The organism is Streptomyces endocoffeicus (assembly GCF_016741935.1).
GTDB classification, from domain to species: Bacteria; Actinomycetota; Actinomycetes; order Streptomycetales; family Streptomycetaceae; genus Streptomyces; species Streptomyces endocoffeicus.
Window position 1 is genome coordinate 125,482 of record NZ_JAERRG010000004.1, and the last position, 25,110, is coordinate 150,591.

Consider the following 25,110-nt stretch of genomic DNA (forward strand, 5'->3'; position numbering starts at 1 on the left):
GCTATCGCTCCGCGTCCCGCGCGCCGCCGTCCCGCCTGCCGGGGTGGTGGCGCCCACCACGGCCCCGGGGGTCAGTTGCCCGGGGTCTCGGTCAGCACGGTGCGCTTGGGGTTCGCGGTCCGGTTGGGCAGATCGACGCGGTGCTCCGGCCGCTCCTCGGGCGCGCCGGTGTCCTCGACCTCCTCGGCGATGTCCTTGGCGTCCTTGAGCTCTTGGACGTCCTTGACATGGGCCAGGGTGGTGCGCCGCGGGTTGGCTATGGAGTGGAACATCATCGTCGTCTTCACTGGGGTGTACGCCTCGCTCTTGTCGTTCGTTCCGGCCGTGTAAAGCGTCAGGCTAGAGGCGGCCTTGCCCATGGATTCGCAGGAAAAGTCGCCGCCAGCATGTGATATTGCTCACGAACGATCAGGCAAATGCGACATAGAAGACAGTTACCTAATCGCGCTAAACGGACATCGCCTACCTGAACCTGACGTTCCGCTCTTGATCATCGCTAGCCGGACACCAGGTCGCGCGATTCGATTCGTACCCGAAAGTCCGCTATCGCCGACATGGCTTTCTACGTCCCGTAATAAAGTCCGCACTGAGCGTCACGCGCATCACAGCCTTATCCATTGCCCTTGTTGCAGCATCCGGCACTGTGCTGGAATTCCCGGGACCGCCGCGGGAATCACCGGCGCGCACGGGGGCGCAACGATCAGAGGCGCCGAGCGGCGGGGGCGCCTCTTCTCGACACGAAAGGATGCGCGCCGGTCACTCACGACCGACAGGGGGGATCGCGGTCCCCCACGACTCGACACCGCTCCGCCGCTCAAGCCGGTGGGGCGCCTGGTCCAGAGGTTGCGACGCTAGTGCAGGGACGTTTCAAGAGGGATGGTATGGGGGCTCCCCAGGCCCGCCAGGGCCGAGGGGAAGCTTCGGCGGACCCGGAGCCGCGCGGCGCGGCCGACCGCGGCGCCACGCCCCAGCGCGCCCAGGTGAGCAACGGCAGGACGCTGGGCGATCAGAGCCCCGACGCCGGTGCGCAGAGCGCTACCCGGATCAGTGCGCCCAGCGGCGGTGGTGGCGGCGGAGATGCCACGGAGCCGCCGGTCAAGGCGAAGCCCTCCGGCCCCACCGGGCCCGGCAGTCGCATGGCCCTGCGCAACTGGCGCATCAGCACCCGACTGGTCTCCCTGCTCGCGCTCCCGGTGGTCGCCGCGACCACGCTGGGGGCGCTGCGCATCGAGGGCTCGCTGGACAACATCCAGCAGCTGGACCAGATGAAGCTGCTCACCGAGATGACGCAGCAGGCCACCCAGCTGGCCAGCGCGCTCCAGGAGGAGCGCGACAAGTCGGCCGGTCCGCTGGCGGGCAAGGGCAACGACAAGGACGACCGGGTCGTCTCCACCCGCGAGGACACCAACCGCTCGATCGCGGCGTTCCGCGAGGCCACCCACCAGATCGACCCCGGTGACCAGTCGCTGGCCGGTGTGCAGTCCACGCTCGTCAACATCGACCGTCAGCTCGGCAAGATCAACGAGGTCCGGGACACGGCCTACGACAACAGCCAGTACTACTCGCTGACGGTCCAGAACTACAACGAGCTGATCAACTCGTTGCTGTCGCTCTCCCAGGACATGGCGCAGGCGACCAGCAACCGCGCGATGATCAACAACACCCGCGCGCTCGCCACCTTCTCCTCCGCGAAGGAGTACGCCTCCATCCAGCGCGCGCTCATCAGCGCCGCTCTCGCCGACCCCAAGGGCGCCGACTTCTCCGCCAACGACCGCCGCTTCGCCAGGACCGCGGTGGACAAGGAGAACGAGGCGCTCGGCCGCTTCAAGCAGATCCGCCAGGGCAACTCCGAGGACCTGCTCGAACCGCTGGACAGCCGCCCGGACATCAAGGCGGCGACCATGTACGCCGACCGCGCGGTGCGCGACCCCGAGGGGCTCAAGGCGGAGAAGCGGACCGATCTTGACTGGTACGACCAGGACAGTATCAAGATCGAAGAGATGGGCAAGATCGAGCAGACGCTGCTCAGCGAGATGCAGCAGAAGGCCCGTGAGCTCCGCGACTCCGCCCAGCAGGACGCGATCATCAACGGTGCGCTGATCCTGCTGGTCCTCGGCGTCTCCCTGGTCGGCGCCTTCGTCGTCGCCCGCTCCATGGTCCGCTCGCTGCGCCGCCTCCAGGACACCGCGCAGGAGGTCTCCCAGAAGCGGCTGCCCGAACTGGTCAAGCAGCTCTCCGAGTCCGACCCGCAGGATGTGGACACCTCCGTCGAGTCCGTCGGCGTGCACAGCCGGGACGAGATCGGAAAAGTGGCCACGGCCTTCGACGACGTGCACCGCGAGGCGGTCCGGCTCGCCGCCGAGCAGGCGCTGCTGCGGGGCAACGTCAACGCGATGTTCACCAACCTCTCGCGCCGCAGCCAGGGCCTCATCCAGCGCCAGCTCTCGCTCATCTCCGAGCTGGAGAGCCGCGAGGCCGACCCGGACCAGCTCTCCTCGCTGTTCAAGCTGGACCACCTCGCCACCCGTATGCGCCGTAACGGCGAGAACCTCCTGGTCCTCGCGGGCGAGGAGCCGGGCCGCCGGTGGACCCGCCCGGTGCCGCTGGTGGACGTGCTCCGCGCGGCCGCCTCCGAGGTGGAGCAGTACGAGCGCATCGAGCTCAGCTCGGTCCCCGCGACCGAGGTCGCCGGCCGGGTCGTCAACGACCTCGTCCACCTGCTCGCCGAGCTGCTGGAGAACGCCACCTCCTTCTCCTCGCCGCAGACCAAGGTCAAGGTCACCGGTCACGCGCTGCCCGACGGGCGGGTGCTGGTCGAGATCCACGACACCGGTATCGGGCTCTCGCCCGAGGACCTGGCGGCGATCAACGAGCGGCTGGCCTCCCCGCCCACCGTCGATGTGTCGGTCTCCCGGCGCATGGGCCTGTTCGTGGTCGGCCGCCTCTCGCTGCGCCACGGCATCCGCATCCAGCTCCGGCCGTCCGACTCGGGCGGTACGACGGCGCTGGTCATGCTGCCGGTCGATGTCGCCCAGGGCGGTCGGAAGCCGGCCCCGCAGGCCGCCGGCGGCCAGGCGGGCCAGGGCGGACCGGGCGCCGGCAACGGCGGTGCCCAGGGCGGCGGCGCGGGACTGCTCGGCTCGGCGCCCTCGCGGCGCCAGGTCCCGGGCTCCGGTTCACGCGCCGCGCTGCCGGGCAACGGCGGCGGCAGCGGACTGCCGACCCGGCCGGTCGGCGCGGGTGCGGGCCCCTCGGGCGGCGCCCCGTCCGGCGGCACCAACTTCTTCGAGGGCGGACGGCCTCCCGGACCCCGGACCAACGCCCCCTCCGGTCCCGGCGGTCAGCAGGGCGGCCCCGGCGCCCCCTCCGGTCGTCCCCCGCTGCCGACCCGCAGCGAGAACCCGACCGTCGCCCCGCCGACCGGTGCCCCGGCCCGCGCCGACGGGGGCGACCAGGGCGGCCGCCCGCAGCTGCCCACCCGCGGCCCCGCGCCCGAGCTTCCGGCCCCCACGCAGCCCGGCACCAGCTGGGGCGCGCGCCGCGCGTCCGGCGAGGACGACTGGCCGGGCGCGCCGCGCGACGCCGGGGACACCCCGCGCGGGCACGAGGAGTACGAGTCCACCGGCCAGTTCGCCCGTCCGGAGCTCGGCGGTCCGTCGGAGCGGCGCGATCCGTTCGGCAACCGCGGCCCCGGCGACACCGGCGAGCTGCCGCAGCTGACCGACGGCCCCAGCATGTTCGAGCCGCGCCGCGCGCCCAACGGGCCGCAGGCCGGGCAGGGGCTGTCCGACACCGGCCAGTTCAACCGCCCCGACTACGGCCGCGGTCCGGGCGACACCGGAGAGTTCGCCCGTCCGGACCTCGGCCAGGGCCCCGGCGACACCGGTGAGTACGCCCAGCCCCGGTTCGAGGACGCCGCCCCGCGCGGCGGCCGCGGCCCGGGTGACACGGGCGAGTTCCCGCGTCCGAACATGGGCGGCCCCGGCGACACCGGTGAGTTCCCCCGCCCGAACATGGGCGGCCCCGGCGACACCGGCGAATTCCCCCGCCCGGACATGAGCGGCACCGGCGGGTACGCGCTGCCCCCGGAGTCCCAGGGCGAGTCCGACCGGCGCACGAACGACCCGCTGCCGCCCGCCGCCGGTCCCGGCGACGGCCGTACCCCGATCTTCGACACCATCGAGTCGACCTGGCAGCACCAGGTCGTGGACCCCGGCAACTCGGGCCCGCGGGACGGGGGCCGGTCGTTCCCGTCCGCGCCCTCCGCGCCCGAGCCCACCCCCGGCCGGCCCGCCTCTGCCGTACCGCCCCCCTCGCCCCGCGAGCCGCAGCCGGCGTCCCAGGGCCCGGGGGACTTCGCCGGATCGGGCGCCGCGGCGGGCCCGGGCGGCGCCGGTCTCAATGGCCGGAGCACGGGTTCCCACTGGCGTACGTCGCCCCACAACGACGAGCGCTGGCGCCGCGCCGAGCAGATCCGCGAACCCGCGGCGGGCGGTATCACGTCGTCCGGGTTGCCACGGCGGGTGCCGCGCGCAAATCTCGTGGAAGGCGCCGCACACCAGCAGCCGCAGCAGCCCGAACGGACTGGGCCGCAGGTGTCTCGCGCGCCCGATGATGTACGCGGAAGGCTGACCAACCTCCGCCGTGGGATCCAGCAGGGTCGCCGGGCCGGTACCGGACTCGACGACAACCATGATCGCGGCATTGGCCCGACTTACCAGCAGGAGCGTTAGTTGAGCCCGATGAGCCAGGCGGCGCAGAATCTGAACTGGTTGATCACCAACTTCGTGGACAACACCCCCGGGGTGTCCCACACGGTGGTGGTCTCCGCCGACGGACTCCTTCTGGCGATGTCCGAAGGCTTCCCCCGTGACCGAGCCGATCAACTGGCGGCGGTGGCCTCCGGCCTGACCTCGCTCACCTCCGGAGCCTCCCGCATCTTCGAAGGCGGCGTGGTCAACCAGACCGTCGTCGAAATGGAACGAGGCTTCCTCTTCATCATGTCGATCTCCGACGGATCCTCCCTCGCCGTGCTCGCACACCCCGACTGCGACATCGGCCTCGTCGGCTACGAGATGGCCCTGCTGGTCGATCGCGCGGGCAACGTCCTCACCCCGGACCTGCGTGCCGAGCTCCAGGGCAGCCTGTTGAACTGATCCAACGACCATCCGACGCCCGCCCGCCCGGCCATACCGCCGGGCGGCCCCCCACCGGCACCGACCGACGGCACCACCGTCACCTTGTTGTCCGACCGGAGGATCCATGACCCCGCCCCCCGCCTCGCCCGGCCCGTACGGCGGCCATCACCAATCGCCGTACGGGGGTGAAGGCGACCAGCCATTGGTGCGCCCCTATGCCATGACCGGTGGCCGGACCCGGCCCCGCTACCAGCTCGCCATCGAGGCGCTGGTCAGCACGACGGCCGACCCCGTGCATCTGCAGGGGCTCCTTCCCGAGCACCAGCGGATCTGCCACCTGTGCCAGGAGGTCAAGTCGGTCGCCGAGGTCTCGGCGCTGCTGAACATCCCCCTTGGTGTGGCACGCATCCTGGTGGCGGACCTGGCGGAGGCCGGCATGGTGGCGATCCACCAGCCCGGGGGCGGTTCGGAAGCGGGCGGCACTCCGGATGTGACACTGCTCGAAAGGGTGCTCAGTGGACTTCGCAAGCTCTAGCGGCGCTCCCCCCTCCCGCGCGACCACCTCGGCGAAGATCGTGGTGGCGGGCGGCTTCGGCGTGGGCAAGACCACGTTCGTCGGCGCGGTCTCGGAGATCAACCCGCTGCGCACCGAAGCCGTGATGACCTCGGCCTCGGCGGGGATCGACGATCTGAGTCACGTCCAGGACAAGACCACGACGACCGTGGCGATGGACTTCGGCCGCATCACGCTCGACGACGACCTGATCCTTTACCTGTTCGGCACGCCCGGTCAGGACCGCTTCTGGTTCATGTGGGACGACCTGGTGCGCGGCGCGATCGGGGCCGTGGTCCTGGTGGACACCCGCCGGCTGGCCGACTGCTTCCCCGCCGTCGACTACTTCGAGAACTCCGGACTGCCCTTCGTCATCGCCCTCAACGGCTTCGAAGGCCAGCAGCCCTACAACCCCGAAGAGGTCCGCGAGGCCCTGCAGATCGGCCCGGACACTCCCATCATCACCACCGACGCGCGCCATCGCAGCGAGGCGAAGAGCGCGCTCATCACGCTGGTCGAGCATGCGCTGATGGCCCGACTCAAGTAGGGGCCGCCGGCCGGAAGTTGTCGGAATTCCGAGGTACGGCGGGCTGTGTCGAACGACACGGCCCGCTCGTCCTTCATAACGTTTCGACAGAGATATGCACCGGCTCTCGACACGGAGCGCGATCGCGCGGCTCCGGTGCGCACTCAAATAGTTCGTTATTCGACATGTCTTAGCCGTAACGCCCCTTTTTTCTCTGGTCCAGACAACGCACTGAGCGCTTTGCGCACTGTTTGGAAAGCACCAGTGCGGCGTGCTGGAATTCGCTGAACTGGGCAGTCAGGGCTCAGCTGGGAACGGCACGAATCAGGTGCCGATGCCGAGAGGTTGTTGGTCGAGTGAGGCGAAGCAAGCCGGACCCCGCGCAAGAGGCGCGAGGGAACTTCACCCCGCCGCCGCGTACAGGCACAGCGGCGTCGCCCGCCGAGGCAGTGGAGCCACCCGCACCCAGTGGTGGCCGGATCTCCCCTCGGAACTGGCGGGTGCGCGGCCGGCTGTACGCGATCCTGCTCATCCCCGTGCTCGTCGCCCTGGTCTTCGGTGGCTTCCAGGTCGCCTCATCGGTCTCCACCTGGAACGAGGCGCGGGACGCCGAGCGCACCGCCCAGGTCGTCCGGGCCGCCACCACCTACGCCCACGCCCTGGTCAACGAGCGCGACCTGACCGCGGGACCGTTGCTCAGCGGCACCAACGAGGCCACGGTGTCCAAGGCCCGGGCCGCCAGCGACGCGGCGAAGAAGGATTTCGACAAGGCCGTCGCCGACATGCCGCAGACGCCCCCCTTGAAACGCCGCCTCAAAGCGTTCAGAGCCAGCGAACCGCAGCTGGCCGCCCTGCGCCGGAACGCCTACACCGACCGCCTCGGCGGGGTGAAGACCGAAGAGGGCTATGTCACCGTCGAGCACGGGCTGACCGAGTTCGCCAATGAACTGGGCCTGGGCACCGGCAATATCACGTCATACGGCCGTACCGTCTACGCGGTATCCCTGGCCAAGGGCGCGGAGTCGCTGCAGCGCTCCATCGGCACCCATCTGCTGGTGAAGCCCGGCCCGTCCGCGACCGACCGCAAGACCCAGCTCACCGCCTTCACCTCGTACGTCTACCTCGAGGGCATCGCGCTCGGGGAGTTCGAGGCCGCCGGTACCCCGCAGGACGTGACCCGGCTCGAGGACACCCTCACGGCGGCGGAGAAGCGTGCGCAGACGCAAATCGCCGAGGCGAAACGGAAGGCCGAGGCGGGCGGGAAGAAGTTCGTGGCACCGCCCGGCATGGACACGATGCTCAAGGCCATGGGCAGCGGTGCCAGTCCCTCCGCGCTGGCCGCCCAGGGGATCACCCCGGACGCCTGGTTCAACGCCTCCACGATCAAGTTCAACGCCTACCGGGACGTCGAGCAGACCCTGGTGAACAAGGCCGTGGACGAGGCGGCGCAGATCTCCTCGGACGCCCGGCGCGATGCGATCGTGAACGGCGCGATCGTGGTGCTGGCGCTCCTCGCCGCCTTCTTCGTGGCCGCCCGGATGGCCCGCTCGATGAGCCATTCGATGCGGCAACTGCGCAACGCCGCCTTCGACGTCGCCGAGAACCGGCTGCCGGCGGTGGTCGGCCAGCTCTCCCGCACCGACCCCGGACGGGTGGACACCCGGGTCAGCTCGATACCGATCAACACCCGGGACGAGATCGGCGAGGTGGCCCGCGCCTTCGACCAGGTGCACCGCGAGGCGATCCGGCTCGCGGCCGAGCAGGCGATGCTCCGCGGCGGCGTCAACGCGATCTTCACCAACCTTTCCAGTCGCAACCAGGGACTGATCGAGCGGCAGCTGACCCTGATCTCCGAACTGGAGAACCGGGAGGCCGATCCGGACCAGCTGGAGCACCTCTTCCGGCTGGACCACCTGGCCACCCGTATGCGGCGCAACGGCGAGAACCTCCTGATCCTCGCGGGCGAGGAGCCCGGCCGGCGCTGGAACCAGCCGGTGCCGCTGATCGACGTGTTGCGGGCCGCCTCCTCGGAGGTGGAGTCCTACGAGCGGATCGAGCTGGCCGGGATCTCCGAGAGCGAGATCCACGGCACCGCGGTGACCGACCTGGTGCACCTCCTGGCCGAGCTGCTGGAGAACGCCACCACCTTCTCCTCCCCGCACACCAAGGTGCGGGTCACCTCGACCCGGCTGCCCGACGGCCGGGTGGTGGTGGAGATCCACGACAAGGGCATCGGCCTGACCGCCGAGGACTTCGCCGACATCAACCACAAGCTGGCCAATCCGCCGACGGTGGACGCCTCGGTGTCCCAGCGGATGGGCCTGTTCGTGGTCGGCCGCCTCGCCGACCGGCACGGCATCCGGGTCCAGCTGCGCCCCTCCGGGGAGCTGGCGGGCACCACCTCGCTGGTGATGCTGCCCGAGGCGATCACTCACGGCGGTGGCGGCGAGGAGCTGCCCCAGGACGACTTCACGGTCTCCCGGATCGTCCCCGAGCCGCAGCCCGCGCCCGTCTACGAGGACGTGGCCGAGCTGTCCTCGCGCACCGCCGCCGAGCTGGGCTTCGACGACTCCGCCTACGAGCGGGACCAGGGGCAGAACCAGTTCCTGGGCCAGTACAGCGGAATGGGGGCCACCCCGCCCGAGCAGGATCCGCGGCATGACCAGGCCGCTTCCGACCCGTTGGCGCAGTCCGGTTACCAGAATTCCGCCTTTACGCAACCGGAAGCGGATTACACAACTCAAACGGAATCCGAACAGCAGCCGTACATCGGCTACAACTCACCCTCTCAGCAGGGAGAGTGGGGCGATTCCGGATCTTTCGAGATGCCCTACGCGTCGCAGTTCGGGACCGAAGCGGAATCAGGACCCAGCGCTCCCGAAGTTTCTCGGGACCGCGTAGAGTTCCACCGTCCGGGCCCTTCCCCGAGCGGAATCCACTCGATGACCGACGCCGGGCTTCCGCGTCGTGACAAGCAGTGGCAGCCGTCCGAGGAGACAGGGGCGCAGGGGATGATCGGGGACCCGACGGCGCCCGTGGCGCCGGAGCGGCCCTATCAGGCTCCCCAGCAGCAGGAGGACGGTGTCCCGTGGCAGTCGGAGAACGACCAGCGCTGGCACCGTGCCGAGCGGCTGCGCGAGCCGAAGGCCGGCGGGGTCACATCGTCCGGCCTGCCCCGCCGGGTGCCCAAGGCCAATCTGGTCGAGGGCGCCGCGGAGCCGACCGGACAGAGCGGCCCCCAGGTCTCCCGCGCCCCGGAGGACGTCCGCGGCAGGCTGAGCAATCTGCGCCGCGGCGTCCAGCGGGGGCGCAACGCGGGATCCGGGACCTCCGGGCGTGACCAGCATGACCAACAGGGCTTCGGCCCCGGCAGCACCTACGATCAGGAGCGTTAGTGTGAGCCCGATGAGCCAGGCGGCGCAGAACCTGAACTGGTTGATCACCAACTTCGTGGACAACACCCCCGGGGTGTCCCACACGGTGGTGGTCTCCGCCGACGGACTCCTTCTGGCGATGTCCGAAGGCTTCCCCCGTGACCGAGCCGATCAACTGGCGGCGGTGGCCTCCGGCCTGACCTCGCTCACCTCCGGAGCCTCCCGCATCTTCGAAGGCGGCGTGGTCAACCAGACCGTCGTCGAAATGGAACGAGGCTTCCTCTTCATCATGTCGATCTCCGACGGATCCTCCCTCGCCGTGCTCGCACACCCCGACTGCGACATCGGCCTCGTCGGCTACGAGATGGCCCTGCTGGTCGATCGCGCGGGCAACGTCCTCACCCCGGATCTCCGCGCGGAATTGCAGGGCAGTCTTCTCAACTAGCAAACATGGAGTGCGTTTCGCGCCACCGCGCCATAGGGTGCGGTGGCGCGACCGGCAAGACAGGCGAGTTGGAGGAGGACACGTGGCAACGCCCCCTAGCGGATATCCGTACGCCCACGGGCAGCCGTCCGAGCAGCGCGGAGAGGGCCCAGTGAAGCGCTACAACTTCCCCTCCACACCCAGCCGCCAGGCCCGCTCTCCACAGCAGCCGGAGCCCCAGCGGGAGCAGCAGCCCCCGCGACGGGAGCCGCAGCGGCACCAGCAACAGCCGTACACGCCCTCCTACGCGCCTCCCGGGCCGTCGGAGGGGTCCTGGTACGACGCGCCGCCCGCGCCCCGTATCGAGCCCGTACAGCCGCCTCAGCGCCCCGCCCCGGAACCTTCCTCCCCCGCGGGCGGTACTCATAACCCTCTGGTGCGCCCGTACGCCATGACTGGGGGCCGGACCCGGCCCCGGTACCAGCTCGCCATCGAGGCGCTGGTACACACCACGGCCGACCCCGCTCAGCTCCAGGGCCAACTGCCCGAGCACCAGCGGATCTGCCACCTGTGCCGCGAGATCAAGTCGGTCGCCGAGATCTCCGCACTGCTCACCATTCCTCTCGGCGTAGCCCGCATCCTCGTAGCCGACCTGGCCGAGGCGGGGCTCGTCGCGATCCATCAGCCCGGCGGCGACGAGACCGCCGGCGGTCAGCCTGACGTGACACTGCTCGAAAGGGTGCTCAGTGGACTTCGCAAGCTCTAGCGGTGCAGCCCGCTCCACCACCTCCGCGAAAATCGTGGTGGCGGGCGGCTTCGGCGTGGGCAAGACCACGTTCGTCGGCGCGGTCTCGGAGATCAACCCGCTGCGCACCGAAGCCGTGATGACCTCCGCCTCGGCGGGGATCGACGATCTCACCCACGCGCCGGACAAGACCACCACCACGGTGGCCATGGACTTCGGCCGCATCACGCTGGACCAGGACCTGATCCTGTATCTGTTCGGCACGCCCGGCCAGGACCGGTTCTGGTTCATGTGGGACGACCTGGTCCGCGGTGCCATCGGCGCGGTCGTCCTGGTGGACACCCGCCGCCTCGCCGACTGCTTCCCGGCGGTCGACTACTTCGAGAACTCCGGGCTGCCGTTCGTCATCGCCCTCAACGGCTTCGACGGGCACCAGCCCTACAACCCCGAAGAGGTCCGCGAGGCCCTGCAGATCGGCCCCGACGCGCCGATCATCACCACCGACGCCCGCCACCGCAGCGAGGCCAAGAGCGCGCTGATCACCCTGGTCGAGCACGCCCTGATGGCCCGGCTGCGCTAGCCGAGGCCGACGGCGGAAGCCAAAATCCCCTGCTCTCCGAAGGAGAACAGGGGATTTGTGCGTTTCAGCGGGCCTTGCCAGGTTCAGCGGGCCCGCTCAGGTGTCCGGGCGGTGTGCGGCCGTCCGGGCACGGCGGCGCCGGTGGGCGCTCAGCCCTGCCAGCTGTGCGGCGCGCTGAACGCCGGGCGGCGCTCCAGACGGCGCCAGCGGGCGGCGCTGCGGCTCGGGCGGGTGGAGCCGGCGGCCCGGTGAGTGCCGGCGGCCGCGCGGGCGAGCAGCACCGCGGTGACCGCGGCCAGCTCCTCGGCGTCGGCGTGACCCTTCTCGACCCGGACCAGGGTGGCCGCCGCCGCGGCGGCGGGATCGGCGATATCGCTGGGTGTGCTCACGGTTTTCTCGTCTCCCTTGTCGCGCGGGTCCCGCGCGAGGTCATGAACGTGCGGGGTTACTGCGGCGGGTTGCCGTGCTTGCGGGACGGCAGGTCGGCGTGCTTGTCGCGCAGCATCGCCAGGGACCGGATGAGGACCTCACGGGTTTCGGACGGGTCGATCACATCGTCGACCAGCCCCCGCTCGGCCGCGTAGTACGGGTGCATCAGCTCGGACTTGTACTCCTTGACCATGCGGGCGCGCATGGCCTCGGGGTCGTCGGCCCCGGCGATCTGACGGCGGAAGATCACGTTGGCGGCGCCCTCGGCACCCATCACCGCGATCTCGTTGGTCGGCCAGGCGTAGGTCAGGTCGGCCCCGATGGACTGGGAGTCCATCACGATGTAGGCGCCGCCGTACGCCTTGCGCAGGATGACGGAGATCCGCGGCACGGTGGCGTTGCAGTACGCGTACAGCATCTTGGCGCCGTGCCGGATGATCCCGCCGTGCTCCTGGTCCACACCGGGCAGGAAGCCGGGCACATCGAGGAAGGTGATCAGCGGGATGTTGAAGGCGTCGCACATCTGGATGAAGCGCGCGGACTTCTCCGACGCCTCGATGTCCAGCACCCCGGCCAGCGACTGCGGCTGGTTGGCGATGATGCCGACCACCTGGCCGTCGAGCCGGGTCAGCGCGCAGATGATGTTGGTCGCCCAGCGCTCGTGGACCTCGAGGTACTCGCCGTCGTCGACGATCTCCTCGATGACCTTGCGCATGTCGTACGGCCGGTTGCCGTCGGCCGGGACGAGGTCCAGCAGCGAGTCGCCGCGCCGGGAGGCCGGGTCGTCGGACTCGACGGTCGGCGGGTTCTCGCGGTTGTTCTGCGGCAGCAGCGACAGGAGGTAGCGGACCTCCTCGAGGCAGGTCTCCTCGTCGTCGTAGGCGAAGTGGCACACACCCGAGGTCTCGGCGTGCACATCGGCGCCGCCCAGTCCGTTCTGGCTGACCTTCTCGCCCGTCACCGCCTGGACCACATCGGGTCCGGTGATGAACATCTGCGAGGTCTCCCGGACCATGAAGACGAAGTCCGTCAGCGCCGGGGAGTACGCCGCGCCGCCCGCGCACGGGCCGAGCATCACGCTGATCTGGGGGATGACACCGGACGCCTTGGTGTTCCGCTGGAAGATGCCGCCGTAACCGGCGAGCGCCGAGACGCCCTCCTGGATACGGGCACCGGCGCCGTCGTTGAGGGACACCAGCGGCGCCCCGGCCGAGATGGCCATGTCCATGATCTTGTGGATCTTGGTGGCGTGGGCCTCCCCCAGCGCCCCGCCGAAGATCCTGAAGTCGTGTGCGTAGACGAACACCGTCCGTCCGTGGACGGTCCCCCAGCCGGTGACGACACCGTCGGTGTAAGGCTTCTTGGCCTCGAGCCCGAACCCGGTCGCACGATGCCGCCGCAGCGGCTCCACTTCGTTGAAGGACCCCTCGTCAAGCAGCAGATCGATCCGCTCGCGAGCCGTCAGCTTCCCCTTGGCCTTCTGAGCCTCGGTCGCCCGCTCGCTCGGGCCGCGCCGAGCCTGCTCGCGAATCGCGTGCAGCTCGGCGACGCGCCCGCGAACGTCACTCGCCTCAGCAGGCGCACCTTCGAGATTGGTCATGCATTGACGGTACGTTCCCGGACCCCCGGAAACGCATGTCAATTCCCTACAACGTCAGGGGCGTTTTGGTGGGCAGGCGGAACAGAACTGGACAGCGGCTTTCCCACTACCTGGTGTCCTAAAGGACTATCGGCCCTGTCGGCACCCCACAAACCTCCAGGCCGTGACGGTGCGGGGGGCGGACGCGACCACCCGGATGGGCGCCGTCCGCCGGAGCGGCCGTGCGGCCGGATCGGGCAACGGAGCACGTCGGCCGCGCTCCGCTCCCCGCACCCTACTCCGGCGGCCGCCGGAGCCGCACCATCCGCATATCCGCACTATCGGCCGGTGTCACTCCTGCGGGTCCACTCCGGCCCGCAGCAGCCCGTAGGCGTAGGCGTCGTCCAGCGCCTGCCAGGACGCGGCGATCACGTTCTCCCCGACGCCCACGGTCGACCACTCCCCCTGGCCGTCCGCGGTGGAGACCAGCACCCGGGTCGTGGACTCGGTGCCGTGCTTGCCTTCCAGGATGCGGACCTTGTAGTCCACCAGCTCCATCGTCGCCAGCTGCGGGTAGATCCGCTCAAGACCCACCCGCAGCGCCCGGTCCAGCGCGTTGACCGGGCCGTTGCCCTCCGCCGTGGCGACGATGCGCTCGCCCTTGGCCCACAGCTTCACGGTGGCCTCGTTGGCGTGGGTGCCGTCCGGGCGGTCCTCGACGATCGCCCGCCAGGACTCGACGCGGAAGAAGCGGCGGGGACGGCCCTCGACCTCCTGGCGCAGCAGCAGCTCGAAGGAGGCGTCGGCGGCCTCGTAGGTGTAGCCCTCGAGCTCCCGCTCCTTGACCCGCTGCACGATCCGGCCCACCAGCGCCCGGTCGCCGCCGAGGTCGATGCCCAGTTCCCTGCCCTTGAGCTCGATCGACGCCCGTCCGGCCATGTCGGAGACGAGCATCCGCATGGTGTTGCCGACCCGCTCGGGGTCGATGTGCTGGTACAGGTCCGGGTCGACCTTGATCGCGGAGGCGTGCAGTCCGGCCTTGTGGGCGAAGGCGGAAACACCCACATAGGGCTGGTGAGTGGAGGGTGTCAGATTGACGACCTCGGCGATCGCGTGCGAGATCCGGGTCATCTCCTCCAGGGCGCCCTCCGGCAGCACCCGGCGGCCGTACTTGAGCTCCAGGGCCGCGACGACCGGGAAGAGGTTGGCGTTGCCCACCCGCTCGCCGTAGCCGTTGGCCGTGCACTGGACGTGGGTGGCGCCCGCGTCCACGGCGGCGAGGGTGTTGGCGACCGCGCAGCCGGTGTCGTCCTGGGCGTGGATGCCCAGCCGCGCCCCGGTGTCGGCCAGCACGGTGCGGACCACCGCGTCGATCTGGCCGGGGAGCATGCCGCCGTTGGTGTCGCAGAGGATCACCACCTCGGCGCCCGCCTCGTGGGCGGCGGAGACGACCTGCTTGGCGTAGCCGGCGTTGGCCCGGTAGCCGTCGAAGAAGTGCTCGCAGTCAAGGAAGACCCGGCGGCCCTGGGACCGCAGATAGGCGACGGTCTCCCGGACCATCGCGAGGTTCTCCTCGAGCGTGGTCCGCAGGGCCAGCTCCACATGGCGGTCGTGGGACTTCGCCACCAGGGTGATCACCGGTGCCCCGGACTCCAGCAGCGCCTTGACCTGGGCGTCGTCCTCGGCGCGCACCCCCGCCTTGCGGGTGGCGCCGAACGCCACCAGCTGGGCGTGTTTGAAGTCGATCTCGGCGCGGGCCCGGGCGAAGAACTCCGTGTCGCGCGGGTTGGCGCCGGGCCAGCCGCCCTCGATGAAGCCCACGCCGAAATCGTCCAGGTGACGGGCGATGGTCAGCTTGTCCGCGACCGTGAGGTTGATGCCCTCGCGCTGCGCTCCGTCGCGCAGGGTGGTGTCGAAGACATGGAAGCCGTCGTCGGGCAGATCCTTCATGGTTGGTCTGGCTCCTGTCGGATGGATCTCGGTCTACCGGAATATCCGGTTCCGCGCCCTCCTATGATCCCTCACGCTTCGCCTCCGGCGGGATGGTCCGGAAAACGAAAAGACCCCTCGCGGGTGCGAGAGGTCTGCGCGCGGGTCTGGGGCACGGTGGCCGCCTGTACCGGGTCGTACGGGCGGTCACTGCGGACCGGCGCGCCTGCTGCCAATAATCATGACGAACGAGAGCACGGAGGCAGTCTGGCACATTCCGCCCCCGCGCTCCCATCCGTCTCAGGATGCGAACCTCCGGTGTCAACGAGGTGACGCCCGCAGGTCGGCCCAGGGGGTTCAGCCCAGGGGGTGCATCCAGCCATGCGGGTCCGGGGCGGCACCGGTCTGGATGTCCAGCAGCGCCTTGCGCAGCCGCATCGTCACCTCGCCCGGCTCGCCGTCGGCCACCGTCCAGTTCGCCCGGGCGGACTTGACCGAGCCGACCGGGGTGATCACGGCCGCCGTACCGCAGGCGAAGACCTCGGTGAGGGTCCCGTCGGCGTTGCCCTCGCGCCAGTCGTCGACGGAGATCCGGCCCTCGGTGACCTCGTAGCCGAGGTCGGCGGCGATCTCCAGCAGCGAGGCGCGGGTGATCCCCGGCAGCAGCGAACCGGACAGCTCGGGGGTCACGATGCGGTTCCCGTACACGAAGTACAGGTTCATCCCGCCCATCTCCTCGATCCAGCGGCGCTCGATCGCGTCCAGCCAGACCACCTGGTCACAGCCCTGCTCGGCGGCCTGCGCCTGGGCGACGAGGGAGGCCGCGTAGTTGCCGCCCGTCTTGGCCGCGCCGGTGCCGCCGGGCGCCGCGCGGACGTACTCCTCCGAGAGCCAGACCGAGACCGGCTGCACACCGCCGGGGAAGTAGGCCCCGGCCGGGGAGGCGATCACCACGAAGAGGAATTCGTTCGCGGGCCGGACACCGAGCCCGACCTCGGTGGCGAACATGAAGGGCCGCAGGTACAGGGACTGCTCCCCGTGGCCCGGCACCCACGCCTTGTCCTGGGTGACCAGCGCGTCACACGCCGCGATGAAGATCTCGACGGGGAGCTCCGGCATGCCCATGCGGCGCGCGGACGTCTGGAACCGCTCGGCGTTCTGGTCGGGGCGGAACGTGGCCACGGTGCCGTCGGGCCGGCGGTACGCCTTGAGCCCCTCGAAGATCGTCTGCGCGTAGTGCAGCGTCATGTTCGCCGGGTCGAGCGAGAGCGGGGCGTACGGCACGAGCTCGGCCTCGTGCCAGCCACGGCCCTCCGTCCACTTGACCGTCACCATGTGATCGGTGAAGTGGCGGCCGAATCCGGGGTTGGCCAGAATCTTCTCCCGCTCGGCGGCGGGAAGGGGGTGGGAGGAGGGCTTGAGCTCGATCGTGGACGTCGTCATGGCAGGTAGTCCTTCACCTTCGATTGTGGCGGACCGCGCTCACACCATCCTGCCCGCAAGCGGTACTAGGACGTCCAAGCTCTTCTTCACACAGCGGCCTCACCGGGGATTATCTCCTAGGTGAGGCCGGGGGAAGTGAGCGTTGTGCAACGCGCGGCCCAAGGTCGATGGTCGCACCCAGCCGCGCACCGGCACAGGCTGGGGTCAGCCGGATACTCGGGCGGCGAGCGCGTCGCCGATCTCGTCGGTGGTGCGCGGCGCGGCCGCGTCCCGCTCGGCGAGGTCCGAAGCGACGGCGGTCTCGATACGGGCCGCCTCGTCCCCGTAGCCGAGGTGCGACAGCAGCAGGGCCACCGACAGGACGGTCGCCGTCGGGTCGGCCTTGCCGGTGCCCGCGATGTCCGGCGCGGAGCCGTGGACCGGCTCGAACATCGACGGGAAGGCGCCGGAGGGGTTGATGTTGCCACTCGCGGCGAGTCCGATGCCGCCGGTGACGGCGGCGGCGAGGTCGGTGAGGATGTCACCGAAAAGGTTGTCGGTGACGATCACGTCGAACCGCTCCGGCTGGGTGACGAAGAAGATCGTCGCGGCGTCGACGTGCAGATAGTCGGTGGTGACCTCGGGGTACTCCTGGCCGACCCGGTCGAAGATGTTCTTCCACAGGTGGCCGGCGTGCACCAGGACGTTGTTCTTGTGCACGAGGGTCAGCTTCTTGCGCGGCCGGGCGGCTGCGCGCTCGTAGGCGTCCCGGACCACGCGCTCGACCCCGTGGGCGGTGTTCAGGCTGACCTCGGTAGCGACCTCGTCCGGGGTGCCGGTGCGCATCGAGCCGCCGTTGCCCACGTACGGGCCCTCGGTGCCCTCGCGGACGACCACGAAGTCGATGTCGGGGCGGCCGGCCAGCGGGCTCGCGGTGTTCGGGAAGAGCTTCGACGGACGCAGGTTGACGTAGTGGTCGAAGGCGAAGCGCAGCTTGAGCAGCAGCCCGCGCTCGAGCACGCCCGAGGGCACCGAGGGGTCGCCGATGGCACCGAGCAGGATCGCGTCGTGGTCCTTCAGCGACTCCAGCTCCGCGTCCGGCAGGGTGTCGCCGGTGGCGTGCCAGCGCTGGGCGCCGAGGTCATAACTCCGGGTCTCCAGCTTCACGTCCTGCGGAAGGGCGGCGGAGAGGACCTTAAGGCCCTGGGCCACGACTTCCTGGCCGATACCGTCACCGGGGATCACTGCGAGGCGAATGCTGCGAGACATACCGGGACCCTACCGCTCGTCCCATGGATTGACATAGACGTTCCACCATTCGGACGGCCGCCCAGCGGCAATCACTCGTTCACCCCCTGTATGGCGCGCTGTTGACCGCTCGGGGGACATTCCGGTCCATGGACACACCACGGTTCGGCGTACCGGAGCGGCTCGCCCAGCGGATGACCATGGCGGAGCAGCACGAGTATCTGCGGGCCCGGCTCTCCCGCCGCCGGGTGCTGCGCGGGGGCGCCGCCACGGCGGGGGCGGTCGCGGGCACGGGGCTGCTGGGCGCGGCGTGCGCCGCCGACACCAAGCCGGCGCCGGCCGCGGGCCCGAAGCCGGGGGCCGCCACGGTGGACGGCGCGCTGGTCGCCCCCTTCGGCCGCCATCTGGCCTTCGGCGCCGATCCGCGGACCCAGATGCGGATCTCCTGGCAGGTGCCGTTCGCGGTGCGCAAGCCGTATGTGCGGATCGGCACCAGCCCGTTGGAGCTCACCCGCAAGGTCGAGGCCGAGGTGCGCCATCTGCGCACCCCGTCGCTGAGCGACCAGCTGCCCGCGGTCGACCAGTTCTATCTGCACGCCGCCGTGGACGGCCTGCGCCCCGGGGTCACCTACTACTACGGCGTCGGGCACGCGGACCGCGATCCGGCCGAGCCGCGTCACTTCGCGTCCGTGGGCACCTTCCGCACCGCGCCGGACCGGCCCGGGAAGTTCGTCTTCACCGCCTTCGGGGACCAGGGGGTGAGCTATGACGCGCTCGCCAACGACCAGTTGATCCTCGGCCAGAACCCGTCGTTCCATCTGCATGCCGGAGATCTGTGCTACGCGGACACCACCGGCCACGGAAAGAAGACCGACCTCTACGACGCCCGGGTCTGGGACTCCTTCCTCGCCCAGACCGACTCGGTCGCGGCGAGCGTGCCGTGGATGGTGACCACCGGCAACCACGACATGGAGGCGTGGTACTCCCCCGACGGCTACGGCGGCCAGCTGGCCCGCTGGTCGCTGCCCGGGAACGGCCCGGACCCGCGCAAGGCGCCCGGGGTCTACTCGTTCGTCTACGGGAACGTGGGCGTGGTCGCCCTGGACGCCAATGACGTGTCGTACGAGATGCCGGCCAACAAGGGGTACACGGACGGGGCGCAGACCCGCTGGCTGGACCGGGAGCTGGGGCAGCTGCGCAAGCGGCCCGGCATCGACTTCCTGGTGGTCTTCTTCCACCACTGCGCCTACTCCACCACCAGCGCCCACGCCTCGGACGGCGGGGTGCGCGACGCATGGGTGCCGCTGTTCGACAGGCACCAGGTGGACCTGGTCATCAACGGCCACAACCACGTCTACGAGCGGACCGACGCCCTCCGGGGCGGCAAGGTCGCCCGCCGGGTCCCGGTGGAGGGAAGCGCCGACGCGGTGCGCGACGGGATCGTCTATGTGACGGCGGGCGGAGCGGGCGCGAAGCTCTACGAGTTCCCGGTGCCCGACAGCTACGAGGGGCACGTCAAGGACCTCGACGAGGTGAAGACCTACCACTGGACCAAGGACGGCGAGAAGAACCGGGACAGCGCCGACTGGTCCCGGGTCCGCTACACCGGCTTCTCGTTCCTCGCGGTGGAGGTGGAGCCGGGCCCCCGCCCCAGGCTCACGGTCACGGCCCTGGCGGAGTCGGGCGAGCGGGTCGACCGCTTCGAGGTCACCCGGCCCCGGCGTCAGTGATGCGAGGTCTCACCCGGGCCCGGCGTCAGTGACCGGTCGCGCCGCCGTTGTCCCGGCGGTCGAGGGCGCGCTGGAGCGCGGCGGCCGCCTTCTTGCGGTCGGTGTTGTCGGTCTTGCGGCGGATCCTGCGGACAGTCGTCTCGGCCATGATCACATCTCCTCTGCTGAACCCCGGTGAACGCCCGGGAGGAAGGAAAGCTCCCCGAGAAGGTGGCTGCCGGAAGAGGCGGGGGCCTGGGTGCGGCAGGGGTCACCTGCGCGATATGCACCGGCCTCGGCCGCCATCGCTGGATGCAGCGAGACGTTCGGCTTCCACAAAAATAAGGCAGCCGAGCGTCAGTGTCTGCACAATTAGTCGGACGTCCTAATATCTGAGACGCGAACAGCGCGATATCGGCCACTGACCCAGGGTGATCATCTCGGAGTCACGCCGATGATCGAGGCCGACCCCCGTCCGACCTCGACCAACGGCGGTCGATCGCAAGTCCGTGGGCGATCCCGCGCCTGGTTACCCACGTAAACTGCGGTAAATAGTGCCTACTTGACTGCTTGACGCTAGCACCGCCGCGTATCGGGCGTCCACAGATTTCCCCCGACGCGCCCCCGGACAGCACCGCGCCCCCGGACCACTTCAGCGCGGTCCGGGGGCGCGGGTCGCCGGGCTCGAGGGTCAGCCCATATGCGGGTAGCGGTAGTCGGTCGGCGGGACCAGGGTCTCCTTGATGGACCGGGTGGAGGTCCAGCGCATCAGGTTCTGCTTGGCACCCGCCTTGTCATTGGTGCCGGACGCGCGGCCGCCGCCGAAGGGCTGCTGGCCGACGACGGCACCGGTCGGTTTGTCGTTGATGTAGAAGTTGCCGGCCGCGAAGCGCAGCGCCTCACCGGCGGCGGCCGCCGCCGCGCGGTCCTGGGCGATGACGGCGCCGGTCAGCCCGTACGGGGCGGCCGACTCCATCTGCTGGAGCATCGCGTCGTACTCCTCGTCCTCGTAGACGTGCACCCCGAGGATCGGGCCGAAGTACTCGTCCTTGAAGATCTCGTTCTCCGGGTCGGTGGAGACCAGCACCGTCGGGCGGACGAACCAGCCCTCGCTGTCGTCGTAGGAGCCGCCCGCGACGACCTCGACCGTCGGGTCGGACTTCGCCCGGTCGATCGCCGCCTTGTTCTTGGCGAAGGCGCGCTCGTCGATGACCGCGCCCATGAAGTTGTCGAGGTCGGCCACATCGCCCATGGTCAGCCCGTTGACCTCGGTGGCGAACTCCTCCCTGAGGCCGTTCTCCCACAGGGAGCGCGGCACATAGGCGCGGGAGGCCGCGGAGCACTTCTGGCCCTGGAACTCGAAGGCGCCGCGGGTCATCGCCGTCTTCAGCACCGCCGGGTCGGCGGAGGGGTGGGCGACGATGAAGTCCTTGCCGCCGGTCTCGCCGACCAGCCGCGGATAGGTCTTGTAGTTCTCGATGTTGTTGCCGACCGTCTTCCACAGGTACTGGAAGGTGCGGGTCGAACCGGTGAAGTGGATGCCCGCGAGGTCCGGGTGGGCCAGCGCCACCTCGGAGACCTCCTTGCCGTCGCCCGTGACCAGGTTGATCACGCCCTTGGGCAGCCCGGCCTCCTCCAGCACCTCCATCAGCAGCACGGCGGCGTGCGTCTGGGTCGGGGACGGCTTCCAGACCACCACATTGCCCATCAGGGCGGGGGCGGTCGGGAGGTTGCCCGCGATGGCGGTGAAGTTGAAGGGGGTGATCGCGTAGACGAACCCCTCCAGCGGCCGGTGGTCGGTGCGGTTCCAGACCCCGGGCGAGTTGGTCACCGGCTGCTCGGCCAGGATCTGGCGGGCGAAGTGGACGTTGAACCGCCAGAAGTCGATCAGCTCACAGGGGGTGTCGATCTCCGCCTGCTGCGCGGTCTTCGACTGGCCCAGCATGGTGGACGCGGCGAGCGTCTCCCGCCAGGGGCCGGAGAGCAGATCGGCGGCCTTGAGGATGACCGCGGCGCGGTCGTCGAAGCTGAGCGCGCGCCACGCCGGGGCCGCGGCCAGGGCGGCGTCGATCGCGTCCTGCGCGTCCCGCTGGGTGGCGTTGCCGTAGGTGCCCAGGCGGGCGGAGTGCTTGTGCGGCTGGACGACGTCGAAGCGCTCCCCCGCTCCCATCCGCTTCTGGCCGCCGATGGTCATCGGCAGGTCGATGGGGTTCTCGCCGAGCTCCTTGAGCTTGGTCTCGAGGCGGGCGCGCTCCGGGGTGCCGGGGGCGTAGGTGTGCACCGGCTCGTTCACCGGCACGGGGACCTGGGTGACGGCGTCCATGATGGCCTTGTCTCCTTCGATCGTCGGGGGCGTCGGGGGTTTCGAGGTCTGCGGTCCCGAGAGCGGTCAGCGGCGGCCGACCAGCGAGCGCAGGAAGAATGTGAGGTTGGCGGGACGCTCCGCGAGGCGGCGCATGAAGTACCCATACCAGTCTGTGCCATACGGGACGTAAACCCGCATACGGTGACCTTCCGCCACCAGCCGGTCCTGCTCGGCCACGCGGATCCCGTACAGCATCTGGAACTCGTACTCGTCCAGCTTGCGCCCGAGGCGGTGCGCCAGGTCCTGGGCGATGGCGACCATGCGCGGATCGTGCGAGCCGATCATGGGATAGCCCTCACCGGCCATCAGGATCTTCAGACAGCGCACGTACGAGCGGTCCACCTCGCGCTTGTCCTGGAAGGCGACGCTCGCCGGCTCGTCGTACGCGCCTTTCACCAGCCGCACCCGGGAGCCTTCCCCGGCCAGCGCCCGGCAGTCGTCCTCGGTCCGGAAGAGATAGGACTGGAGGACCGCGCCGGTCTGCGGGAAGCGGGTGCGCAGCTCGCCGAGGATGGCGAGGGTGGAGTCCACCGTGGTGTGGTCCTCCATGTCGAGGGTGACCGTCGTGCCCGCCGCGGCGGCGGCCTCCACGACCGGGGTCACATTGGCCAGCGCCAGATCGTGGCCCCCGGGCAGCGCCTGGCCGAAGGCGGAGAGTTTCACGGACATCTCCGCGTGCCCGGCAAGCCCCTCGGTGGCCAGCGCCTCGGTCAGCGCCAGATAGGCGTCCCGGCTGCGCAGCGCCTCGGACCGGTCGGTCACGTCCTCGCCCAGATGGTCCAGGGTGACGTCCAGGCCGCGGGCGGTCAGCGAGCGCACCGCCCCCAGGGACTCGGCCAGCCGTTCCCCGGCGACGAAGCGGTCCACCATGGGGCGGGTGACCGGCGCGGCCGAGACGATACGGCGGATGGCGGCACTGCGCGAAGCGGCGAGCAGCACGGGTCCCAGCACGGGGCACCTCCACGATGACGGCCGATGAACGGCAACGGCAACTCACCGTGAAACTTAAGGATGGCGCGGATTCCGGACCATCGACAGCTGTCACGCATCCGTGGCCGGGATCTCAGACATCTGTATGAGAATGTGGAGGGCGAAAGCGGGAAGAGGCGGGACCCATGCGCGACGACTACCAGCAGCTGGTGGACGAGATCACGGCGGTGCTCCGGGCACCCGCGACCCTGGAGAACCGCGACTTCGCACTGATCGCCTTCGGCGCCCAGGAGAGCGAGGACAGCGATGGCACAGAGGAGCCCGCGCTGGACCCGGTGCGCACCCGCTCGATCCTCCAGCGCCGCTCGACGGCGGCGGTGCGGGCCTGGTTCGAGGCGTTCGGGATCGCCCGGGCGCAGGCGCCGCTGCGGATCCCGCCCGACCCGGCGGCCGGGGTCTTCATGGGCCGCATCTGTCTGCCCGTCCGGCACCGCGGGGTGGTGCACGGCTATGTCTGGCTGCTGGACGACGGCCATCTCGCCGATCTGGAGCTCGGCGGCCCGGCGGGCGCGCGGGACCCCCGGCTGGTCCGCGCGATGGAGACCGCGGACCGGATCGGGGCGCTGCTGGCGGCCGAGGCGCGGGCCGGGGAGGAGCTCGGTGAGCTGCTGCGGGACGCGCTGACCGGGCCGCCGGCCGGGCGGGACGCCGCCCGCTCCGGGCTGCGGGCCGCGCTGCGCGGAGCGGCGGACGGGCCGCTGGCGCTGGTGGCGGTGGTGCCGTGGACGCCGGGGACCGGCGAGGACGCGGACCACCCGGGCCTCCCCCATCTGCCGGGCATCGTGGCCGCGTGCGCGCTGCTGGGGGACGCGGCGGCCGGGGCGCCCGGGGTGTCCGGGGCGCCCGGGGCGGGGCTGGCGGCGCTGGTCCGGCTGCGCGCGGCCTCCGCCCTGGACCCGGCCCGTGCGACGGCCGAGCAGCTGCTGCGCTCGCCCCGGGCCACGGCGGGCGGCAGGGGCCCCGGGGGACCGGCGCCCAGGGCCGCCGCCGGGGTCAGCGCTCCCCGGCGCGGGCTGGAGGACCTGCCCGCCGCCTGGCAGGAGGCGCTGGCCGCCGCGCGGGCGGCGCACGCCGACACCCATCTGGGCCCGGTCGCGGAGTGGTCCGCCATCGGCCCGTACCGACTGCTGGCCGCCCTGCCCGCGCTGCCGCCCGACGCCGCCGTACGACCGCTGCTGGAGCCCGCGCACGCCGAACTCGCCCGCACCGCCGAGACCTTCCTCGACTGTGCTGGCCAGGCCGGGCGCACCGCCCAGCGGCTGGGCATCCACCGGCAGACGCTGTACTACCGGCTCTCGCGGGTGCGGCAGCTGACCGGTCTCGACCTGGACGCGGGCGAGGACCGGCTGCTGCTCCATATGACGCTGAAGGCCGCGCGTCTCGGCCCGCCGGGGCGCTGAGCCCGCGGGTCAGCGGGTGGGGGCGTCCGGGGCCGCGGAGGCGTCCGGGGCCGCGGGGGCGTCGCCGACGATCCGGCGCATCGCCTCGACGAGGTCATGGGCGCTGGGCATGAGGTCGGGGTCGATGGCCATCTGGACGACCATCCCGCTCACGAGCGTCATATAGAACGAGCCCATGACCCGGGAGGTCTCCTCGTCCACATCGCGTTCGTCGATGCCGTGGATCAGCCCCACCAGCCCCTGGCGCCCCTCCGGTTGGGCCCGGCCGAAGGCGGCGCGCAGCTCGGGATCATTCTGGACCTGGAGGATGGCCTCCAACTGGGAGCGCCACACCGCCTGGTGCTTGTCGAACAGCTCGAGCACCCGGGTCCACCGGGCCTCGAACCGCTCCCGCAGCCCGGTGTCCGGGCCCTCGCCCGCCGGGGCGTCCGCCTCGAGGGACCGCTGGACGTCATCGGCCCAGTCGCCCATGGAGGCGAAGAGCGCCTCCCGCATCAGGGCGTCCTTCGAGCCGTAGTGGTAGCCGATGGAGGCCAGGTTGGCGCCCGAGGCGGCCACGATGTCCCGCGCCGTCGTACGGGACCACCCCTTCTCCTCAAGACAGCGCTTGGCCCCGGCCAGCAGATCCTCTCGATGTCCCATGGCGCCAGGGTATCCCGATCCCATACGACCGTCCTAGACGGATGTACTAGACGAATG

General features: G+C 70.6%; 20 protein-coding genes. 10 read left to right on the forward strand and 10 right to left on the reverse strand.

Annotated features, from left to right (window positions below; all coding sequences use genetic code 11):
* Positions 1-71: 71 nt before the first annotated feature.
* Positions 72-287: a hypothetical protein gene (locus JK364_RS13165; protein ID WP_201851448.1), complete on the reverse strand. Its 216-nt coding sequence runs from the start codon at positions 285-287 to the stop codon at positions 72-74.
* Positions 288-881: 594 nt separating this feature from the next.
* On the opposite strand from JK364_RS13165, the gene JK364_RS13170 reads away from it, so the two are divergent.
* The 8 genes from JK364_RS13170 to JK364_RS13205 all read left to right on the forward strand — a co-directional run bounded on the left by JK364_RS13170 (position 882) and on the right by JK364_RS13205 (position 11,340).
* A complete protein-coding gene (locus tag JK364_RS13170; protein WP_201850932.1) occupies positions 882-4,733 on the forward strand; it encodes a sensor histidine kinase in 3,852 nt (1,283 codons plus the stop codon).
* Positions 4,734-4,742: 9 nt separating this feature from the next.
* On the forward strand, positions 4,743-5,156 hold the full coding sequence (locus JK364_RS13175; RefSeq protein ID WP_167442334.1) for a roadblock/LC7 domain-containing protein: 414 nt from the start codon (positions 4,743-4,745) through the stop codon (positions 5,154-5,156).
* 106 nt (positions 5,157-5,262) lie between these two features.
* A complete protein-coding gene (locus JK364_RS13180) occupies positions 5,263-5,673 on the forward strand; it encodes a DUF742 domain-containing protein (protein WP_014055140.1) in 411 nt (136 codons plus the stop codon).
* Complete coding sequence (locus tag JK364_RS13185; protein WP_201850934.1) at positions 5,654-6,238, forward strand: GTP-binding protein; 585 nt, start codon at positions 5,654-5,656, stop codon at positions 6,236-6,238. The genes JK364_RS13180 and JK364_RS13185 overlap by 20 nt, the downstream gene beginning before the upstream one ends.
* 335 nt (positions 6,239-6,573) lie before the next feature.
* Complete coding sequence (locus JK364_RS13190; RefSeq protein WP_201850936.1) at positions 6,574-9,612, forward strand: sensor histidine kinase; 3,039 nt, start codon at positions 6,574-6,576, stop codon at positions 9,610-9,612.
* Positions 9,613-9,622: 10 nt separating this feature from the next.
* Entirely contained in the window at positions 9,623-10,036 is a 414-nt protein-coding gene (locus JK364_RS13195) for a roadblock/LC7 domain-containing protein (protein WP_167442334.1), read from the forward strand.
* Between the two features lie 82 nt (positions 10,037-10,118).
* A complete protein-coding gene (locus JK364_RS13200; RefSeq protein ID WP_201850938.1) occupies positions 10,119-10,781 on the forward strand; it encodes a DUF742 domain-containing protein in 663 nt (220 codons plus the stop codon).
* Positions 10,762-11,340 carry a GTP-binding protein gene (locus JK364_RS13205; RefSeq protein ID WP_075200410.1) on the forward strand — a complete coding sequence of 193 codons (579 nt, stop codon included), beginning with the start codon at positions 10,762-10,764 and terminating at the stop codon, positions 11,338-11,340. Before JK364_RS13200 ends, JK364_RS13205 begins: the two co-directional genes overlap by 20 nt.
* 149 nt (positions 11,341-11,489) lie before the next feature.
* On the opposite strand, the gene JK364_RS13210 is transcribed toward JK364_RS13205, so the two are convergent.
* The 5 genes from JK364_RS13210 to JK364_RS13230 form a co-directional block, all read right to left on the reverse strand.
* The gene (locus JK364_RS13210; RefSeq protein ID WP_078956611.1) at positions 11,490-11,729 is read right to left on the reverse strand and encodes an acyl-CoA carboxylase subunit epsilon; all 240 of its coding nucleotides are present in this window, start codon (positions 11,727-11,729) and stop codon (positions 11,490-11,492) included.
* A gap of 56 nt (positions 11,730-11,785) precedes the next feature.
* Complete coding sequence (locus JK364_RS13215) at positions 11,786-13,369, reverse strand: acyl-CoA carboxylase subunit beta (protein WP_201850940.1); 1,584 nt, start codon at positions 13,367-13,369, stop codon at positions 11,786-11,788.
* Between the two features lie 330 nt (positions 13,370-13,699).
* Positions 13,700-15,298 carry a citramalate synthase gene (cimA, locus tag JK364_RS13220; RefSeq protein ID WP_201850942.1) on the reverse strand — a complete coding sequence of 533 codons (1,599 nt, stop codon included), beginning with the start codon at positions 15,296-15,298 and terminating at the stop codon, positions 13,700-13,702.
* Between the two features lie 336 nt (positions 15,299-15,634).
* Entirely contained in the window at positions 15,635-16,720 is a 1,086-nt protein-coding gene (locus JK364_RS13225) for a branched-chain amino acid aminotransferase (protein WP_201850944.1), read from the reverse strand.
* A gap of 204 nt (positions 16,721-16,924) precedes the next feature.
* On the reverse strand, positions 16,925-17,968 hold the full coding sequence (locus JK364_RS13230) for a 3-isopropylmalate dehydrogenase (protein WP_201850946.1): 1,044 nt from the start codon (positions 17,966-17,968) through the stop codon (positions 16,925-16,927).
* A gap of 128 nt (positions 17,969-18,096) precedes the next feature.
* On the opposite strand from JK364_RS13230, the gene JK364_RS13235 reads away from it, so the two are divergent.
* On the forward strand, positions 18,097-19,677 hold the full coding sequence (locus JK364_RS13235; RefSeq protein WP_201850948.1) for a purple acid phosphatase family protein: 1,581 nt from the start codon (positions 18,097-18,099) through the stop codon (positions 19,675-19,677).
* Positions 19,678-19,702: 25 nt separating this feature from the next.
* Here JK364_RS13235 and JK364_RS56985 read toward each other — a convergent pair whose 3' ends face one another.
* The 3 genes from JK364_RS56985 to JK364_RS13245 form a co-directional block, all read right to left on the reverse strand.
* A complete protein-coding gene (locus JK364_RS56985; RefSeq protein ID WP_020868213.1) occupies positions 19,703-19,825 on the reverse strand; it encodes a hypothetical protein in 123 nt (40 codons plus the stop codon).
* Between the two features lie 522 nt (positions 19,826-20,347).
* The gene (gene pruA / locus JK364_RS13240; protein WP_201850950.1) at positions 20,348-21,979 is read right to left on the reverse strand and encodes an L-glutamate gamma-semialdehyde dehydrogenase; all 1,632 of its coding nucleotides are present in this window, start codon (positions 21,977-21,979) and stop codon (positions 20,348-20,350) included.
* A 66-nt stretch (positions 21,980-22,045) separates the two neighbouring features.
* The gene (locus JK364_RS13245; protein ID WP_201850952.1) at positions 22,046-22,972 is read right to left on the reverse strand and encodes a proline dehydrogenase family protein; all 927 of its coding nucleotides are present in this window, start codon (positions 22,970-22,972) and stop codon (positions 22,046-22,048) included.
* 164 nt (positions 22,973-23,136) lie between these two features.
* Between JK364_RS13245 and JK364_RS13250 the strand changes: the two genes are divergently transcribed.
* On the forward strand, positions 23,137-24,411 hold the full coding sequence (locus JK364_RS13250) for a PucR family transcriptional regulator (RefSeq protein WP_201850954.1): 1,275 nt from the start codon (positions 23,137-23,139) through the stop codon (positions 24,409-24,411).
* Positions 24,412-24,420: 9 nt separating this feature from the next.
* Here JK364_RS13250 and JK364_RS13255 read toward each other — a convergent pair whose 3' ends face one another.
* Complete coding sequence (locus JK364_RS13255; protein ID WP_201850956.1) at positions 24,421-25,053, reverse strand: TetR/AcrR family transcriptional regulator; 633 nt, start codon at positions 25,051-25,053, stop codon at positions 24,421-24,423.
* Positions 25,054-25,110: the final 57 nt, after the last annotated feature.